This window comes from Nonomuraea sp. NPDC049750 (assembly GCF_040659625.1).
GTDB lineage: Bacteria > Actinomycetota > Actinomycetes > Streptosporangiales > Streptosporangiaceae > Nonomuraea.
Genome location: NZ_JBFANB010000003.1, coordinates 208,756 through 226,879, shown reverse-complemented (window position 1 = coordinate 226,879; position 18,124 = coordinate 208,756). Strand labels below are relative to the sequence as shown.

At 72.4% G+C, this 18,124-nt stretch carries 6 protein-coding genes; all 6 read right to left on the bottom strand.

Annotation, left to right across the window (positions count from 1 at the left end; genetic code table 11):
• Genes AB0J16_RS09605 through AB0J16_RS09580 form a run of 6 tightly spaced genes read right to left on the bottom strand, consistent with a single transcriptional unit; the run spans window position 1 to window position 18,113 of the window.
• Window positions 1–1,059 carry an HAD-IIIC family phosphatase gene (locus AB0J16_RS09605; RefSeq protein WP_358536535.1) on the bottom strand — a complete coding sequence of 353 codons (1,059 nt, stop codon included), beginning with the start codon at window positions 1,057–1,059 and terminating at the stop codon, window positions 1–3.
• Window positions 1,056–2,213 carry an acyl-CoA dehydrogenase family protein gene (locus AB0J16_RS09600; protein ID WP_358536533.1) on the bottom strand — a complete coding sequence of 386 codons (1,158 nt, stop codon included), beginning with the start codon at window positions 2,211–2,213 and terminating at the stop codon, window positions 1,056–1,058. Before AB0J16_RS09600 ends, AB0J16_RS09605 begins: the two co-directional genes overlap by 4 nt.
• The gene (locus tag AB0J16_RS09595; RefSeq protein ID WP_358536531.1) at window positions 2,210–2,461 is read right to left on the bottom strand and encodes an acyl carrier protein; all 252 of its coding nucleotides are present in this window, start codon (window positions 2,459–2,461) and stop codon (window positions 2,210–2,212) included. The genes AB0J16_RS09600 and AB0J16_RS09595 overlap by 4 nt, the downstream gene beginning before the upstream one ends.
• Before the next feature lie 25 nt (window positions 2,462–2,486).
• Window positions 2,487–3,332, bottom strand: coding sequence for a 3-hydroxyacyl-CoA dehydrogenase NAD-binding domain-containing protein (locus tag AB0J16_RS09590; protein ID WP_358536529.1), 846 nt, complete (start codon window positions 3,330–3,332; stop codon window positions 2,487–2,489).
• Between the two features lie 28 nt (window positions 3,333–3,360).
• Window positions 3,361–13,125, bottom strand: coding sequence for an SDR family NAD(P)-dependent oxidoreductase (locus AB0J16_RS09585; RefSeq protein WP_358536527.1), 9,765 nt, complete (start codon window positions 13,123–13,125; stop codon window positions 3,361–3,363).
• Between the two features lie 41 nt (window positions 13,126–13,166).
• Entirely contained in the window at window positions 13,167–18,113 is a 4,947-nt protein-coding gene (locus AB0J16_RS09580; RefSeq protein ID WP_358536525.1) for an SDR family NAD(P)-dependent oxidoreductase, read from the bottom strand.
• Window positions 18,114–18,124 lie beyond the last annotated feature (11 nt).

The following is an 18,124-nucleotide window of genomic DNA, read 5'->3' as shown; positions in this document are numbered from 1 at the left end:
TCAATCCAGGATCTCTAGCTTCACGTACGGCGGAGGCGGCTGCACGTTCGTCAGATCGGCCTCCAGCACCACGTGGGCGCCGTTCCGCTCCACCTCCCTGAAGCCCGCGAACGCGTAGGTGACCTGCATCATCCGGTTGCGTCCCGTCTCCACGAAGTCGGCCCGCACCGAGACACCGGCCTCCTTCGCCAGCCGCATGACGTGGTTGAGCATGACCATTCCGACACCGCGCGACATCACCCGGCACGACATCAGCATCATGCGGAGCCGCCAGACCGTCTCCTCCTTCTCCACCAGCGCGAGCCCGATCTTGCCGTAGCTGCCGAACCGGTCGGTCAGCGAGGCCACCAGCAGCAGGTGGTCCGGAGACTCGCGCAGCTCGTCCAGCTCCTCGTAGGAGTAGGTGCGGCCGGTCGAGTTGAGCTGGTTGGTGCGTACCGTCAGCTCCTCGGCCCGCTGGAGGTCCTCCCGCTGGGCGGGCGCGATGGTGAAGGCCATCTTCAGCCCGGCCAGGAACTCCTCGTTGGTGCCGACGAACTCGCTCTCCAGCTCGTCCCTGGCGATCTGTCCCTGGTACATGCCGCGCCGCTGCGCCGACTCGTCGGTGACGAAGCGGGGGGTGAACTCCGGCCGTACCAGCGCCTCGTCCACGTCGGCGACGTCGACGCAGGTCACCTCCGGCACCTCGTGCGCCACCTCGGCGCGCTCGAACTCCTGGTCGTCCACGAACGCGAACGCGTCGAGCCCGAGATTGAGCGCCTTGGAGATCTGGCGGATGGAGTCGGACTTGGCGTTCCAGTTGATCCGCGGGTAGAGGAACAGGTCGTCGAGGCCGAGCTCGCGCAGCTTGCCGAACGCCGCCTCGTGGTCGTTCTTGCTGGCCACCGAGTGCAGCACGCCCATGCGGTCCAGCCGCCTGATGTGCTCGACGACCGCCGGGCGTACCTTGACGTTCTCGTCCTCCAGCAGCACGCCGTCCCACAGCGTGTTGTCGAGGTCCCACACGACGCACTTGATGCGGCCCTGCTTGGGCTTCTCGTGGAGTACGGCCACACTCACGACGTCACCTCCCGGTCCGCCTGGCCGGCGATCGTGATCCGCTGGATCTCGTTGCTACCCTCGATGATCTCCATGACCTTGGCGTCCCGGTAGAAGCGGGCCACGGGGTAGTCGGGGCTGCAGCCGTTGGCGCCGTGGATCTGGACCGCCTCCGACGCGTGCCTGGCGGCCGCGGTGGACGCGAAGTACTTCGCCACCCAGGTCGCCATGATCGTGGACGCCTCACCGGCGTCCTTGAGCCGCCCCGCCTCCGCCAGCAGCAGCCGGGCCGCCCGCGCGTCGGTGACCATGTCGGACAGCTTGGCCTGGATCAGCGGCAGGTCCCGCAGCACCGAGCCGCCGACCTCGCGGGCCGAGGTGTAGGTCGCCGACGCCTCCAGGCACGCCTGGATGATGCCGACCGACCCGGCCGCCACGCTGTAGCGGCCGAGGTCGAGCGTGCCGGTGAGCACCATGCCCGCGGTGAACCCGCTGGGCCCGAGCAGCGCGTCGGCGTCGAGGCGTACGTCGTCGAACGTCACCTCCGCCAGCATCGACGCGCGGGTGCCCAGCATGTCGTCGATCGGGCGCACCTCGACCCCGGGACTCTCCCTGGGCACCAGGAACGCGCCGATGCTCGACGCGGTGCGGGCGAACACCAGGTACAGGTCCGCCCGCTGGCCGCCGGTGATCCACTTCTTGCCGCCGTTGAGCACCCAGCCCGTACCGGACTGGACGGCGGTCGTGGTGATGCCCGAGGTGTCGCTGCCCGCGCCCGGCTCCGACAGGCAGAACGCGCCCAGGACCGCGCCCTTGGCCAGGGCCGGAGCCCACTTCTGCCGCTGCGCCGCGCTGCCCCACCGCTGCACCGCCCACGACACCATGGTGTGGACCGTGAGCAGGCTGCGTACCGACGAGCAGCCGCGGCCCACCTCCTCGTGGACCTCGCCGAGGGTGACCAGGTCCATTCCGGCGCCGCCCACCTCCTCGGGCAGGAAGGGGGCCCACAGACCCGCCTCGGCCATCCGGTCCAGCAGTTCCTCGGGGATGTAGCCGGCCTGGTCGTACGCCTCGGCGTACGGAACGATGAAGGTGTCCACGAACGCGCGGGCGCTGGCCCGGTCGGTGACCGGGAGCGTCTTTTGCGCGACCGGTGCCTGGGTGACGATCGTCACGCGGCCAGCTCCTCCGACAGCCGGCCCACCAGCTCGGCCATCGAGCCGGCGGTCCGGAAGTTGTCGATGCGCAGCTCCTCGTTCGGGATGGTGACCTCGAAGGTCTTCTCCACGAACATCACCAGCTCCATCGCGAACAGCGAGTTGACGAAGCCCAGGGAGAAGATGTCCTGGTCTGCGGTGATCTCGGCCTGCGGGTAGCGGCTGCGGACGAAGGCGAGGATCTGCGCCTCAGCGGTGTTCGACATAGCTGAGCTCCTTTTCGGTGGTTACTTAGTTGGCGTAGGTGAAGAAGCCGCGGCCGGACTTGCGTCCGTGCAGACCGGCGTCGGTCATCTGCTTGAGCAGCGGGCACGGCCGGTACTTGCTGTCGGCGTAGTGCTCGTACAGCACCTCGACGCTGTAGAGGATGGTGTCGACGCCGATCAGGTCGGCGGTCTCCAGCGGCCCCATGGGGTGGCCGAAGCAGCTGCGGAACACCTCGTCGACGGACTCGGCCGTGGCCACGCCCTCGTGGACGAGGTAGGCGGCCTCGTTGACGGTGAGCATGAGCACCCGGTTGGAGATGAAGCCGCACGAGTCCTTGACGTCGACGGCCCGCTTGCCCATCGCGGCCAGCAGGTTCCTGGTCCGCTCGATGGTGTCGGGGGTGGTGTGGAAGCCGGGGATCAGCTCGACGGCCGGCTTGGCGGGCACCGGGTTCATGAAATGTACGCCGATGACCTTGTCGGGACGGCCCGTCACGGCGCCCACCTTGGTGATCGGGATGGCCGAGGTGTTGACGACGAACACGGTGTCGGGGCCGCAGGCCGCGTCGAGCGCCTCGTAGACCTCCCGCTTGACGTCCCAGTTCTCGGTCACGTTCTCGATGACGATCTCCGCCTTGGCCAGGGCGTCGGCGCCGATGGCCGTGGTGATCCTGGCGAGGATCGCGTCCGCGTCCAGGGCCGGGCCGCCCATCAGGCGACTCATCCGGCTGTTGCGCTCGATGTTCGCGAGCGCCTGCTTGAGGATCTGCTCGTCCTTGTCGACCAGGACCACGTCGTGGCCGGTCTGGGCCAGGTTCTGGGCCACTCCCACGCCCATCACACCGGCGCCCACTACGCCGATCACTGTCATGACTCTGCTCCATTCATTGGGTTGTGTCTCACCGGCCGCGTCTGCGGGCGGCGGAGGCTTCGAGTCCCGATCGGCGCAGCTGGGCACGTACGTGGCTGCCGCCGTCGGCGCCGGTCCCGAGCGCGTGGCCCGCGCCCGAGGACATGGCCTCGATGGTCTGGCCGAGTGCCGACACGGTCGGCGCCTCGTAGAGGATGTGCGGCGGCAGCTCGTCCAGCTCGAACGCCCGGCGCATCGCGGCCACGATGCTGACGCCGAGCAGCGAGTTGCCGCCGAGCTCGAAGAAGTTGTCCAGGACGCCGACCCGGTCGAGCTTGAGCGAATCACACCAGATGCCGGCGATCTGCTCCTCGGCCGACCCCGACGGCTCCTGGTAGGGGGTGACCAACTCGGGACGGGGGTGCCGCTCACCGCTCACGCCACCCACAGCGGGCGAGGTGACCGCCTCCAGGTTGAAGCGCGAACTGCCGAGCACCACCGTCGGGAAGTCCTGCGTGGACACCACGACCCGGGGCTCACCGCTGGCCAGGGCGCGCAGCAGCGCCCGCCAGCCGTCCTCGAAGTCGATGCCGACACGGGCCCGGTTGTCGCGGAAGAACTGCTGCAACGCGCCGTCGTACCCGGCCAGACCCTCCTCCCAGGCGTTCCAGGTCCACTCGCCCCAGTCGATGGCCAGGACCCGCCTGCCGGTGTCGGCGAGCTGGTGGGCGTACCCGTCGAGGAAGGCGTTGGCGGCGCAGTAGTCCACCTGCCCCGGCCCGCCGCCGGTCGCCGAGGTGATGGAGGCGAACAGCACCAGGAAGTCCAGCTCGACCTCGTCGGGCCGGCCGATGCGCAGCGCCTCGGCGATGGCCAGGGTGCCGCCGATCTTCGGGGCGAGCACCTGGTCCAGCTCGTCGGACCGCTTGAACTGCATCAACCCCATACCGGGGACGCCCGCGGCGTGGAGGACACCGTGGAGGGCACTGAACCGCTCGACCGCCGTGTCCACGGCCCGGCGGACGTCCTCGGGCTTACTGACGTCGCCGGTGACGATCTCGACGCGGCCACCGAGTTTCTCGATCTCGAGCACTTGGACGATCCGCCGCCGGGTCGCCTCCTCGGCCGCGCCCGCCAGGATGCGGGACCACTCCGAGCGGGGTGGCAGGCCGCGGCGGGCGAGCAGGACGAGGTTGGCGTGGCAGTCGCGGGCCAGCCGTTCGGCCAGGCCGAGGGCGATGCCGCCGAGCCCGCCCGTGATCAGGTAGACACCGCCTTCGCGGAGCGTCTCCAGGTCCGGGTCGACCGCCATGGTCTCGTAGCCGGGCACCCAGCGTCGGCCGTTGCGCAGCGCCACGATCCGGTCGGCCTGCGGCCTCCGCAACTCGGCCACCAACCCACCGGCCACCGAACCGCCCCTGCCGCTGGTTGCCAGGTCGATGAGGCGGGTGGCGACCTTCGGGTATTCCAGGGGGATCACCAGGCAGGGACCGATCAGCGTCGCGCCGTCCGGGTTGGACACGTCGTCGCCCAGCACCTGCTGCGTGCCGGTGACGGCGACGTCCAGGGACCAGTCGTCGGTGCCGGACTCCGCCGCCGCCCTGGCCAGCGCGACGAGCGTGTGCAGGCCGTACCGGATGGTGGTGTCGCCGGTGGCGGCGTCCAGCGTCCAGAGGTGGACGACCCGCTCCAGCGGTCGACCAGCGGCGCGCAGGTCGCGCAGCAGCGAGAGCGTGTCGCCCACGCTGCCGGGCCGCACCGTGTAGCCGTCGGCGGTGGTGGCGTACGCGTCGCCGGGGCGTACCAGCGTGACCGTGGCACCAGCCGTCCGCCGCAGCTCGGCGGCGACCTGGTCGGCGAGCCCGTCGCGGGTGTAGACCAGCCACGAGCCCGGCTGCTCACCCGGCGCGGGCGCGGCGGTCTGTCGCCATACGGGCAGGTACATCCACTGGTCTTCCGGCAGCCTGGGCAGGTTCGTGATCGCCTCGAACAGGTTGTCCGGGTCGAGCGCCGGCAACGCGCCGACCGGCTGCCGCCGCGCACCGGTCGCGGGTGGGTCGATCCAGTAGCGCTGGCGCTGGAAGGGGTACGTCGGCAGCGGAATCCGCCCCGGCAACCCGGCACTGGACGCATCAGCCGCCCCCGCGGCGAGCCCGGCATCGGACCCAGTGGCGAGCCCGGTGTTGTGGTGTCTGCCGTGGTGGGCGGCCCAGTCGAGGTCGGCGCCGAGCAGCCACAGCCGGGCCAGGCAGCCCGCGAGCACCTCGTCGTCCGGGCGGCTGTCGCTGCCGCCCGGCAGCGCGTTGAGGATGAGCGGCCACCGCTGCGGCGGGCACCCGGCGGCGCGCACCAGGGCGCCGAGCGACTGTCCCGGGCCGATCTCGACCACGGCCAGCTCCGGGTCGGCGAGCAGCGCGTCGACCCCGTCCGCGAACCGTACGGTCCCGCACATGTGCCGGGCCCAGTAGCCCGGGTCGCACACCAGGTCCGCGCCGGCGATCCCGCCGGTCACGTTCGAGATGTACGGCAGGGCGGGCGGGTTGAGCTGGACGTTCTCCTCGACCCAGGCGGTCAGCTCGTCACTCAGCCGGGCCAGCATCCTGGAGTGGAAGGCGTGGGTGGTCTGCAGCGGGCGGCACGGGATCTCGGCCCGCCGCAGGTCGGCGAGGAGCCCGTCCATCGCCTCGACCGGACCGGCAACGACCGTCACCTGCGGGCCGTTGACGGCGGCCAGATCCAGCCCCCGCTCATCGAGCCTGAACCGGCGGCGCAGCTCGTTCGCGGGCAGCGACACGGCGACCATCGAGCCGGGCGGCACACCGTCGATCAGCTTCGCCCGGTACGCCACCAGCGCGATGGCGTCCGGCAGTGACAGGACTCCGGCCAGGCAGGCGGCGACGTACTCGCCGAGGCTGTAGCCCAGCATGATCCGCGGCTGTACGCCCCAGGTCATGAGTGTGCGCGCCAGGGCGTACTCGACGGCGAACAGGGCCGGCTGGACGATCTCCGTACGCTCCAGCACGCCGACCCGCTCGTCCCCACCTGAGCCAACGGAACCGCCCGCGCCCGCAGACCCGTTCGAGCTTGCGGAGCTGTTCGAGCCCGTGCGGCCCAGCAGGGCGGCGAGGTCCGGTGCGCTGCCGCGGCCGCCCGCGAGCAGGTCCGCGAGGTCCACCTCGCCCAGCGGTCCGCGCAGGAGCTCCAGGCATTCGTCGAGCGCCGCGCGGAACTCCGGCTCGCGCCGGTACAGCTCGGTGACCAGACCGGGATACTGCTCCCCCGCCCCGGCGAACAGGAACGCCACCGGACGACCCTGAACCGTGTCGACCCGGCTCAGCACCCCAGGCGTCGCCGACCGCGCACCGGGGTTCGGCGACCCCCCACTCAGCACTCCGGGGTTCAGTGACTCCCCACCCAGCACAGCGGCGGCCGACTCAAGGCTGTCCACGACCGCGACGCGCCGATGCTCGAATGTCTTGCGTCCCACCTGGAGGGTGAACGCCACATCCGCCAATCGGATACCGGGCGAGGCGGCCAGGTGCCGCCCAAGGCGCTCGCCCGCCTGGTCGGCCGCGGTGGCGTTGCGCGCGGACACGGGCAGCACCTGGTACCTGCGGGAGGACTCGGGCGAAACCGGCGGCGCCGGGGGCCGGACGGGAGCCTCCTCGACGACCATGTGCACGTTGGTGCCGCCCATGCCGAGCGAGTTGATGCCCGCGATGCGCGGCCGTCCGTCGCGGGTCCGCCATGGGGAGAGCTCGGCGTTGACGTAGAAGGGGCTGTTCTCGAAGTCGATCTCCGGGTTGGGGCTGGTGTAGTGCAGGCTGGCCGGGATCACCCGTTCGCGCAGCGCGAGCGAGGTCTTGATCAGTCCGCTCGCGCCCGCGGCGCGGTCCAGGTGCCCGATGTTGGTCTTCACCGAGCCGATCGGGCAGTACTGCGTCTGCTCGGTGTCGCCGAACGCCCGCGTCAGGGCTGCCAGCTCGATCGGGTCGCCGAGCTCGGTGGCGGTGCCGTGCGCCTCGATGTAGCTGATGTCCTCGCCGGTCACCCCGGCGTCGGCCATCGCGTCGGCGATCACCCTGGCCTGGCCGACCACGCTCGGCGCGGTGAAGCCGACCTTGAGGGCGCCGTCGTTGTTCATCGCCGAGCCGCGGATCACGGCCCAGATGTGGTCGCCGTCGCGTACCGCGTCCGACAGCCGCTTGAGCAGCACCACCGCGGCCCCGTCACCGAACATGCTGCCCCGAGCCTGGGCGTCGAACGTCCGGACGTGACCGTCGGGCGACTCCTGCCCCCCGGGCCCGAACTTGTGCCCGATCCGGTCGGGCACCCGGATCGACACGCCGCCGGCCAGTGCCAGCTCGCATTCGCCGTTGCGCAGGCTCTGCACCGCCAGGTGCGCCGCGACCAGCGAGGTCGAGCAGAACGTCTGCACCGCGACACTCGGCCCGTACAGGTCGAACAGGTAGGAGACCGTCGTGGTGAGCGCGTCCTTGTCGTTGCCCATGATGATCTCGTAGTGGCTGACCTCCTCCTCGTCGTTCAGGAGGTGCTCGCCCATGCGGAGCAGGTACGTGCTGATGTTGCTGCCGCCGAACACGCCGACCCGGCCCCTGCTGTCGGGCACCGCGTACCCGGCCTGCTCCAGCGCCTCCCAGCACACCTCGATGAACGCCCGCTGCTGTGGGTCCGTGATGGCCGCCATCCGGGGGCTCAGACCGAAGAACGCGGCGTCGAATCCACTGACGTCGTCGAGCACGGGGCGGGCGGGGACGTACGACGGGTCGTGGATGAGGTCGGGGGCCACTCCGGCGGCCAGCAGCTCCTCCTCGGAGAAGAAGCTGATGGACTCGACGCCTTCGCGCAGGTTGTTCCAGAACGCACCCACGTCGGTGGCGCCCGGGAAGTGGCCAGCCATGCCGACGATGGCGATCCGCCGGTCGTCGTCCATGTCGCTGCCGGGGCCGATGCCGGAGCGGTCGGCAGGTCCGGCGGTGCCTTCCACGGCTTTCTGGGCGACCCGCTTGGCCACCGTCGCGGTGCGGGCACTCGTCTTCCCGGTACGGCCGGCGCCCTTCTCGTCGAGGATTCCGGCGAGCGTGTGCACCGTAGGCGCCTCGAACAGCATCACCGTCGGCACCGCGATCCCGAACCGCTTCTTCACCAGGGCCAGCATCTGCAGCGCGACGAGCGAGTTGCCGCCGAGGTCGAAGAAGTTGTCCCTGGTCCCGACCGGCTCGATCCCGAGCACGTCGGACCACAGCTCGGCCAGCGCCCGCTCGGTCGCGGTCAGCGGCGGGCTGTACGGCTGGGGCAGCTCGGGACGGGGGAACCTGGTCCCGCCCGCCCCCGGCTCCGGTCCGCTCACCGCCCGGGGCAGCCGGTCGTCGAGACCACCCGCCGCCACCACGAGGCTCGGCCGGTTGTCGGCCACCAGCCGGTCGAACGCCGCCAGCCCCTCCTCGGTGCTCATGGCGTGCGCGGCCATCGCGGCGCCGATGCCGCCTTCCATGCCTTCGAGCGTCCGCGACCACGTGTCCCAGCTCGCGGCCACCCACCGGGTTGGCGAGGCGGCGGTGTCGTGGGCGACCGCCGTGAGCGCGGCGTTCGCCGCCGCGTAGCTGCCGAAGGTGATGCCGCCCAGCAGCGACGACGTCGAGGAGAACAGCAGGCAGAAGCCGGGCGCCCGCTCGGCGGGAAGCTCGGCGAGCACTTCACGCAGGACCAGCGCGCCTGTCACCTTCGCGCCGAAGTGTCTCGCGACGGCTTCCTGGTCGAGGTCGCGCATCGACAGGAACGTGTCCCGGCCGGTCTCGGCGGCGGCATGAATCACCCCGTCGAGCCGCCCGCCCTCCCGCAGCACCTCACCTGACGTCCCGCTTCGCGTGTCGCCGAGCACCTCGGCTGACGTCTCGGCTGGCGCGTCGCCGAGCACCTCGGCCAGCAGGGCGCGCATCGCGTCGGCGTCTGTCACGTCGGCCTGCGGTGTCAGCACCTCGGCCCCGAGCGCTCGCAACCGCTGGACGCCCTCGTGGCGCGGGTCACCGGCCGTGGCGGGCACGCCGCTGCGGCTGGTGAGGATCAGCCGGGCGGCTCCGGCCCGCACCAGGTGCTCGGCCACCAGCAGCCCGACGTCCCCGAGACCACCGGTCATCAGGTACGTCCCACCGGGCCGCACCCCCAGACCGGCCGTCAGGTTTCCGCCCGACCCGACCACCGAGCCCGGCGCCTGCGCCGCTTCCGAGCCGACCGTGTGCGCTCCGTCCGGAACGGCGGTCGGCCCGACCGTCTGTGTCCCGTCCGGGTCGGCGGGGATGTAGTCGCGGGTGTGGCGGCGTCCGTCGCGGATAGCCACCAAAGCGTCGGTCGACGGATCGCGGAGCTCGGCCATCAGGTCCCGGGCCGTCGCGGCGACGTCGGTTCCCACCTCGACGTCCACGCAGCGGCAGTCGAGGTTGAGGTACTCCTGGTTGGCGACCAGCGGCAGCGTGGCGGCGGCGGCGTGGCCGGGGTCCTGCCCCTCGCCGTCGAGGACCGCCTGGCCGCCTCGGGTGGCCACGATGATCCTGGTGCTGTCGCCACCCTCACTGCCCCAGGCGTCCAGCATTCGGGAGAGCGGGAGCACCACCTGGCGCCCGTCACCACCGGAGTCGGCGTGGTCGAGCAGCCGCAGGTCGAGCAGGACCGTCGGGGTCTCGCTCGCCAGGCTCCTGGCCAGGGCGGCGTGATCGGCCGCCGATTCGGGGTCGATCGTGTAGCCGCCGGTCACCTCGGCGAACGCGCCGCCCGGCCGTACCAGCACGATCTGGGTGCCGTCAGACGCCAGCGACTCGACGACCGCGTCAGCGACCCCGCCGGTGTCGGCGAGCACCACCCAGCGCCCGGCCGCGCCCGAACCGGTCGCAGTAGGTACGTCAGTCGCGATCCAGCGCGGCACCATGAGCCGGACGTGCGGAGCCGCCTCCTCGATGGCGGGAGCCGGAGCTATGGCGGTCAGTGCGGGCTGGGCCTGGTGGCGGGGCGGGTCGATCCAGTAGCGCTCCCGCTGGAACGGGTAGCTGGGCAGCCCCACCTTGCGTACGGGACGATCCTGCCGGTACCCGGCCCAGTCGACCGGCACGCCCGCCAGCCACAACCGCCCCAGACCCTCGGCCAGCACGGTGCCGGCCGGGCGGGGGTCGGCGGCGGCGGGGAGCGTGGAGACCACCAGCGGCCAGCGGTCCCGGGGGCAGTCGCGGTGACCGCGGGCCATCGCCCCGAGCGACTGTCCGGGGCCGATCTCCAGCAGCGCCAGCTCCCCCTGCTGGAGCAGCGTGCCGAGCACGGCGTCGAACAGCACCGGCCCGCACATGTGCCGCGCCCAGTAGCCGGGGTCGGTCGCCTCGGAGGCGGTGATGAGGGCGCCGGTGACGTTCGAGACGTACGGGATGCGCGGCTCTTCGAGCGCGATGTGGGTGGCGATCCAGCGGGTCAGCTCGTCGCGTACCGGCTCCATCATGCGCGAGTGGAACGCGTGGCTGGTGGCCAGCGGCCGGCACGGCACCGACTCGCCCGCCAGGAATTCCCTGGCCGCCTCCATCGCGGCGGGCGGACCGGCGAGCACGGTGAGTTCGGGGCCGTTGACCGCGGCCACGTCCACGTCGGCGATGCCCGCCCGCTCCAGCCGGGTTCGCAGGTCGTCGGCGGCCAGCGGCACGGCGCTCATCGCGCCGGCCGGGAGCGCGTCGATCAGCCGCGCCCGGTGGGCGACCAGCGCCAGGGCCGAGTCCAGGGTGAGGACGCCCGCCAGGCAGGCGGCCACGTACTCGCCGAGGCTGTAGCCGGCCAGCAGTGCCGGTTCGATGCCCCAGGAGCGTACGAGCTGGGCCAGGGCGTACTCGACCGCGAACAGTGCGGGCTGCAACACCGCCGTGGGCATGGTGTCGACCGGCGCCGCCTCCCGCCCGAGCAGCCGGTCGAGCCCGGCGGCCTGGCCGGGCTGCCTGGGGAGCAGCAGTTCGGCGAGCGGGTCGACTCCGCCGAGGTGGTCGCGGAGCGTGGCCCGGCACTCGTCGAGCGTCTGCCTGAAGACCGGCTCGGTCTCGTACAGCTCGGCGGCCAGGCCCGGGTACTGCTCACCGGTGCCCGCGATGAGGAACGCGACGGGCCGGTCGGCGCGGCTGTCCGCGCGGGCCAGCACGCCGGCGTCGCGCAGCCCGGCGACGGCCTCGTCCACGGTGGCGGCGACCAGCATCCGGCGGTGTCCGAAGACCTGCCGCCCGGCCTGGAGCGTGTGGGCGACGTCGGGCAGGTGCGGGGTGTCGGGGTCGACCACAAGAGGGTCGGTCGTCGCGCTGGCCGTAGCGGACGTGAGGTGGTCGGCGAGGCGTTCGGTCATGGCGTCGGCCGCGGCGGCGGACCGCGCGGACCACACCAGCAGCTCCGGCCGCGACGCCGCGGCCGGAACCGGGCGCGCATCAGCCGACACCGCGACAGCGAGCTCCGGAACGGCGGGCACGGGAACGGGGGGCGCCTCTTCCAGCACCACGTGCGCGTTGGTCCCGCCGATGCCGAACGCGCTCACCCCCGCCCGCCGGGTCCGGCCGGGCCGGCGCGGCCAGGCGATGAGTCTGGTGACCACCTCCAGCTCGGCCTCACCGGCGCTGAGCTGCGGGTTGGGCTCGGTGAGGTTGCGGGTGGGCGGGATCTCGTCGTGGCGCAGGGCGAGGGCGGTCTTGATGAGGCTGGTGACGCCGGCCGCCCGGTCGAGGTGGCCGAGGTTCGTCTTGACGGAGCCGATCAGGCACGACTCGTCGTGGAAGACCTGCTGCAACGCCGCCAGCTCGGCCGCGTCGCCGAGCGCGGTGCCGGTGCCGTGCGCCTCGACGTAGTCGATGTCGGCGGGCATCAGCCCGGCGCTGGCCAGCGCCTCGGCCATGACGGCGGCCTGACCCTGTACGCCGGGAGCGGTGAAGCCCACCTTCCTGCCCGCGTCGTTGTTGACGGCCCAGCCCCGGATGACGGCGTAGATCTGGTCCCCGGCGGCCAGCGCGTCCTCCAGCCGGCGCAGCGCCACCACGCCGACGCCGCTGCCGAGCGGGCTGCCCAGACCGCCCGCGTCGAAGGCCCGGCACTCGCCGTCGGGCGGCGCGATGCCGCCCTGCTGGTACAGGTAGCCGACCCGGTGCGGCACGTTGACCGCGACGCCGCCCGCCAACGCCAGGTCGCACTCGAACCCGGCCAGGCTGGAGGCCGCCGCGCAGACCGCGACGAGCGACGTGGAGCAGTAGCTCTGCACCGCGTAGCTCGGGCCCGACAGGCCCAGCGTGTGGGCCACGCGCAGGGTCAGCGAGTCCTTGTCGTTGGCCAGGCCGAGGGCCAGCTCGCCCATGGTGGCGGCGATGTCGTTCGGCATGAGGTTGTGCTGCAGGTACGAGCTCCAGCCGGACCCGCCGAAGACTCCGATCGAGCCGTCGAAGCGGGTGGGGTCGCACCCGGCGTCCTCCAGTGCCTCCCAGCTGTGCTCCAGGAACAACCGGTGCTGCGGGTCGAGGATCTGCGCCTCCTTCGGGCTGAACCCGAAGAAACCCGCGTCGAACAGCTCGACGCCGTCGATCACCGCCCCGGCCTTCACGTACCCGGGATCGGCCAACAGGTCCTCGGGCACTCCGGCGGCCCGCAACTCGTCATCGGTGAACCGGGTGATGCCGGAACGGCCATCACGGATGTTCGCCCACAATCCGGCCACATCGGCGGCGCCGGGGAACCGCCCCGACATCCCGACTATCGCAATGTCATTGCCAGAGACCTCGCCGGCCAGCTCATCAGTCACGTCAACGGTCCTTATCTCGGGACTCAAGCTCAAGTCGGGCTTCATTTCCGTCCGCCCCCGGAACGGGCCCGGCGCCGTCGCTGCCCCCGAGCCGAGCTGGTGGTGAGTGCCTGTCGTGCGGAGCCGTCGTCCGACCGCTCCAGCGCGGTCGCGAACTCCGCGACCGTCGGGTGCTCGAACAGCACCGCGGGCGCGATGGCCACGCCGAGCTCCTTCTCGATGGCCAGCACCATGGCCATGCCGACCAGGGAGTTGCCTCCGAGGTCGAAGAACGGGTCGTGCACGCCGACCTGCTCGATGCCCAGGTAGGCGCCCCAAACATCGGCGATCTTGGTCTCGGTCTCGGTTCTGGGCGCCACGTACTCGGTCCGCAGCAGCGGCCGCGGGAACCGCTCCCCGCGAGGCGCCGCCGCCGCGCCGACCAGGGCGTCGAGGTCGGTCATGGCCGACCAGTCACGCAGGACGTCCCGCAGTGGCTGGCGCGCGGCCAGGACGCTGCCGTGGCCGCCGGTCACGATCCGGTCGAGGAACGCGCAGCCCGCCTCCTCGGCGAACCCGTACCTCTCCCGGTAGGCGGTCACCCGCTGGGCGAGGCTGGAGGCGCCCTTGAGGGAGTCGGCCTGCCAGTCGTCGTGCTGCCACGGGCCCCAGGCGACCGACACCACCCTGGTGGACGGCGCGGTGGCCGCCAGAGCCTCGCCGTACGCGTCGAGCACGGTGTTGGCGGCGCAGTAGTCGCTCTCGCCGATGCCACCGAACGCGGTCACGGCGGAGGAGTACAGGACCAGCAGTTCGGGCCGCTCCCCGGCAGGGGTGCCCGGGCCGACCAGCTCGGCGAGGGGTCCCATCGCCAGGACCTTGGGCGCGAGCACCGCCCCCGCCTCGGCCACGGTCCGCCGCTGCACCATCCCACCCGCCGGTACGCCGGCCGCGTGGACCACACCGGTGAGCGTGCCGAAGTGCTCCCGGCACCGGCGCAGCGCCCGCCGCAGCTCGTCCGGGACACCGGCGTCGGCGGTGAGCAACAACACCTCGGCCCCGGCCGCCTCAAGCTCGGCAACGTCTGCCAGACTCCGCGCCACCTTCCCGCCCGACTCGGGCAGGGCGGCTTCCAGTGGGGTACGGCCTACCAGGGCGAGCCGCCGTACTCCGGCGCGCACCAGGTGCTTGGCCAGCCCCATGCCGAGTCCCCGGGCACCACCGGTGATCAGGTAGACGCCGTCGGCCCGCCACGGCCTCCCGGCCGGTTCGCCCTGGTCCGGGACCTCGCCCCAGCTCTTCACCCAGCGACGGCCGCGCCGCCAGCCGGTCAGCCGGTCGTGCGCCTCGTCGGGCACTCTGAGCAGCTCGTGGACGAGCTGCCCGGCCGCCTGCGCGTCGTCCTCGGGGTCGAGGTCGACACCGCTCCAGGTCAGTCCGGTGTACTCGTGGTGCGCCGCCCGCCCGAGCCCGTGCGTCACGGCCCGGTACGGCGCGAGGGCGTCGCCGCCCAGGATCTCGGCGGCCCCTTGGGTGGCCGTCAGCAGCCGCACCCCCTGGCGCGCGGGCAGCTCACCCAGCGCCTGTACGGCCAGCAGCAGGCTGTCGAACCCGTGCCCGATGGCCGCCCGCAGCTCCTCGTCGCTGGCGTACACCTGGGTTGCGGCCGTGGCGAGCCGACTCCACAGATGGACCACATGCACCGGCCCCGGTTCGGTGACGGCGGCGAACACCTGGGCGTAGTGCTCGGGCACAGCGGGATCGATGACGATGCGGCGACCGTCCTGCCGCAGCCCGCTCCCGGCGACGACCTCGATCACCTGGGTCCCTGCTGCGGCGACCGACTCGGCGAGCGCCGCACCGACCCCCGCCGAGTCGGCAAACACCACCAACGGCCCACTGAGCTGTACGGCAGGTGCGACGTCCCCTGAACGGCCGTCGCGGGAGGCGAGGTGCGTCGGGGTGGGGCGGGTGGGGTCCTGCTGCCAGATCGGGGCGAAGGCGAAGTCAGCCGGTTTGGCGGGCCGGTCGGTTCGGGGGACGTCCCGGCCCTGGTCCGGCCAGAAGCGGGTGCGCTGGAACGGGTAGGCGGGCAGGTCGACGAGGCGGGCACCGGTGGGGCGGGTGGGCGCCCAGTTCAGCGTGACGCCCAGCTCCCACAGCCGCCCGCACGCCTCCAGCAGCTCGGACCGCGCGTCCCGCCGTTGCCCCGCCGTCCAGAGCGGCGGCAGGGTGCCGAGTACGGTGGCCGGCCGGTCGGACAGGTTCTGCCGAACCAGCCCACCGAGGGTCTGACCGGGGCCGAGCTCGACGAAGACATCCACCTCCTGCGAGACGCAGTGCCGTACGGCGTCGGCGAACCGGACCGGGCTGACCAGCTGATCGGCCCAGTACTGGGAGCTGGTGGCCTGCTCGGCCGTCAGCGCGACGCCGGTGAGGTTGGACACGATGGTGATGGCCGGGGCCTGGCGCGGCACGGAGTCGAGCAGCGCGGCCAGCTTCTCGCGGGCCGGCTGGAGCAGCGACGAGTGGAACGCGTGCGCGGACCGCAGCGGCCGACAGGCGACACCCTCGGCGGTGAGGCGCCGGGTCACGGCCTCGATGTCCTCGGGCCGCCCACTGAGCACGGTCATCGAGGGCCCGTTGAGCGCCGCGACATCCACCTCGGCCTCAGCGCCGACGAGCAGTCCCTGTACGCGGTCCTCGTCTGCGGCGACGGCGACCATGCGGCCCGCCGGCGCGGCGGCGATCAGGCGGGCTCGTTCGGCCACCACGTACAGGGCGTCTTCCAGGGTGAAGACGCCGCCGAGGCAGGCCGCCACGTACTCGCCGAGGCTGTAGCCGATGAGCAGGTCCGGGGTGACGCCCCAGTGGGGCAGGAGCCGGGCGAGCGCGTACTCGACGGTGAAGAGGAACGGGTGGGCGACCTCGGCGTGGCTGAGCGGGTCGTCGGCCCGGTCCTGCCCAGAACCGTCACGACCCAGCAGCGCCGCGAGGTCCCCGTCCGAGGGCCGCGCCCGGTCCACTCCCGAGGGTCGTGCCTGGTCGGCGGCGGGCTTCTCGTCGTCGCTCTGGTCGTCCGCGGGGCCGAACAAGGCGCGTAGGTCTACGCCGCACCGATCGGCGGCCAGCTCGACGCAGCGGTCTACCGCCTCGGCGTAGACGGGCTCGGTGCGGTACAGCTCCCTGCCGAGGTCCGCGTACTGGTCGCCGACGCCGGGCAGCAGGAACGCGACCCGGGGACGGCCCTTCACCCGGTGCACGCCGCCCTCGGTGGCGACGCGGCCCAGCAGACGTATGGCGTCCGGGAGGTCGGCACAGACCAGGGCGCGCCGGTGATCGTGCTCGGCGCGACCGGCCTGCAGCGTGCGAGCCACGTCGGCCAGGGCCGCTGCCGACCGGGCCGAGTCCGACCGGGCCGAATCCGACCGGGCCGAATCCGACCGGGCCGAATCCGACCGCGCCGCCAACACCGTGGCCAGGCGCCCGGCGTGCTCCCGGAGGGCCGCGTCGCTGGCCGCCGACACGGGCAGCACCAGCGCCCGAGCCACGCCGACCGTACCGTGCCCGGCGACGGAGGGTTCTGGCAGGTCGTCGGCCGACCTCCCCGCATCACCAGGCTCGGGAGCGGATTCCAGGATGACGTGGGCGTTCGTGCCTGACCAGCCGAACGAGCTCACCCCCGCCAGCCGCGGCCCCGCCCCCGTGAACGCCTGTGGCGTCCCGGCCATCGGCACTACCGTCCCGTCCTCCGGGATCGCCGCAGCCGGTTCCGACAGGTGCAGGTTCGGTGGGATCAGTTCGTTCTCCAGCACCAGGACCGTCTTGATCAGTCCGGCCACCCCGGCCGCCGCCTGGGTGTGGCCGATGTTGGTCTTCACCGCGCCGACCCGTAGCGGTCGGGCGCCGGGGCGCTGGCCGAAGACGTCGTGCAGGGCCGACAGCTCGATGGCGTCGCCCAGGTGGGTGCCCGAGCCGTGCGCCTCCACGTACGAGATGTCCTCGGGGGCGACCCGCGCGGCGGCCAGGGCCCGGCCGATCACGTCGGCCTGGGCGCCGCGACTGGGTGCGGTGAGACCGTTGCTGCGGCCGTCCTGGTTGACGGCCGAGCCGCGGATCACCGCGCGGATGCGCCGGCCGTTCTGGATCGCCTTGGACAGCGGCTCCAGCACCACGACGCCGCCACCCTCGCCCATGACGTAGCCGTCGGCGCTCGCGTCGAACGTCTTGCACTTCCCGTCCGCGCACAGCATCGACGCCGCGCACGCCTGGATGAAGGTGCTCGGATGGAACGTCATCGACGCCCCGGCGGCGATCGCGAGGTCGCATTCGCCGCGCCGCAGCGCCTCCGCCGCGAGATGGACCGCGATCAGCGAGGACGAGCACGCCGTGTCGATGGCCATGGTGGGGCCGCACAGGTTGAGCAGGTACGCGATGCGCCCGGCCGCGACGCTCATGGACGAGCCCTGGCCCAGGTACGGGTCCGCGAGCGCCTCCGCGCCGTGCCGTTCGAGCTGGAGCCTGCCGTACTGGAGGCTGTCCATGTAGCCGACCATCACGCCGGTACGGCTGCCCGACAGGCGCGACGGTGGCGCGCCCGCGTCCTCCAGTCCCTCCCAGGCCAGTTCGAGCAGGAGGCGCTGCGTCGGGTCCATCCGCAGGGCCTCGCGCGGCGAAAGGCCGAAGAACTCGGCGTCCCAGCCGGCGATGTCCGGCAGGAAGGAGCCGTACCTGGTGTACATGCCGCCGGGCGTACGCGGGTCGGGGTCGTAGTAGTCGTCGATGTCCCAGCGGGAGGACGGCACCTCGGTGACCGCGCTGCCGCCGTCGCGCAGCAGGTTCCAGAAACCCTCGACCGTGTCACCGCCGCCGGGGTAGCGGCACGCCATCCCGATGATCGCGATGGGCTCGTGCTGACGATCTTCGGCCTCGGCGAGGCGGCGGCGCGTCTGGGTCAGTTCGACGGTGACGCGCTTGAGATAGTCGCGAAGTTTGTCCTCGGTCGCCATCGGACGAGCCT

What these genes read in the sequence shown, in the direction of transcription:
- AB0J16_RS09590 (WP_358536529.1), bottom strand. Translation starts at nt 3,332, where the DNA reads ATGACAGTGATCGGCGTAGTGGGCGCCGGTGTGATGGGCGTGGGAGTG.
- AB0J16_RS09580 (WP_358536525.1), bottom strand. Translation starts at nt 18,113, where the DNA reads ATGGCGACCGAGGACAAACTTCGCGACTATCTCAAGCGCGTCACCGTC.
- AB0J16_RS09595 (WP_358536531.1), bottom strand. Translation starts at nt 2,461, where the DNA reads ATGTCGAACACCGCTGAGGCGCAGATCCTCGCCTTCGTCCGCAGCCGC.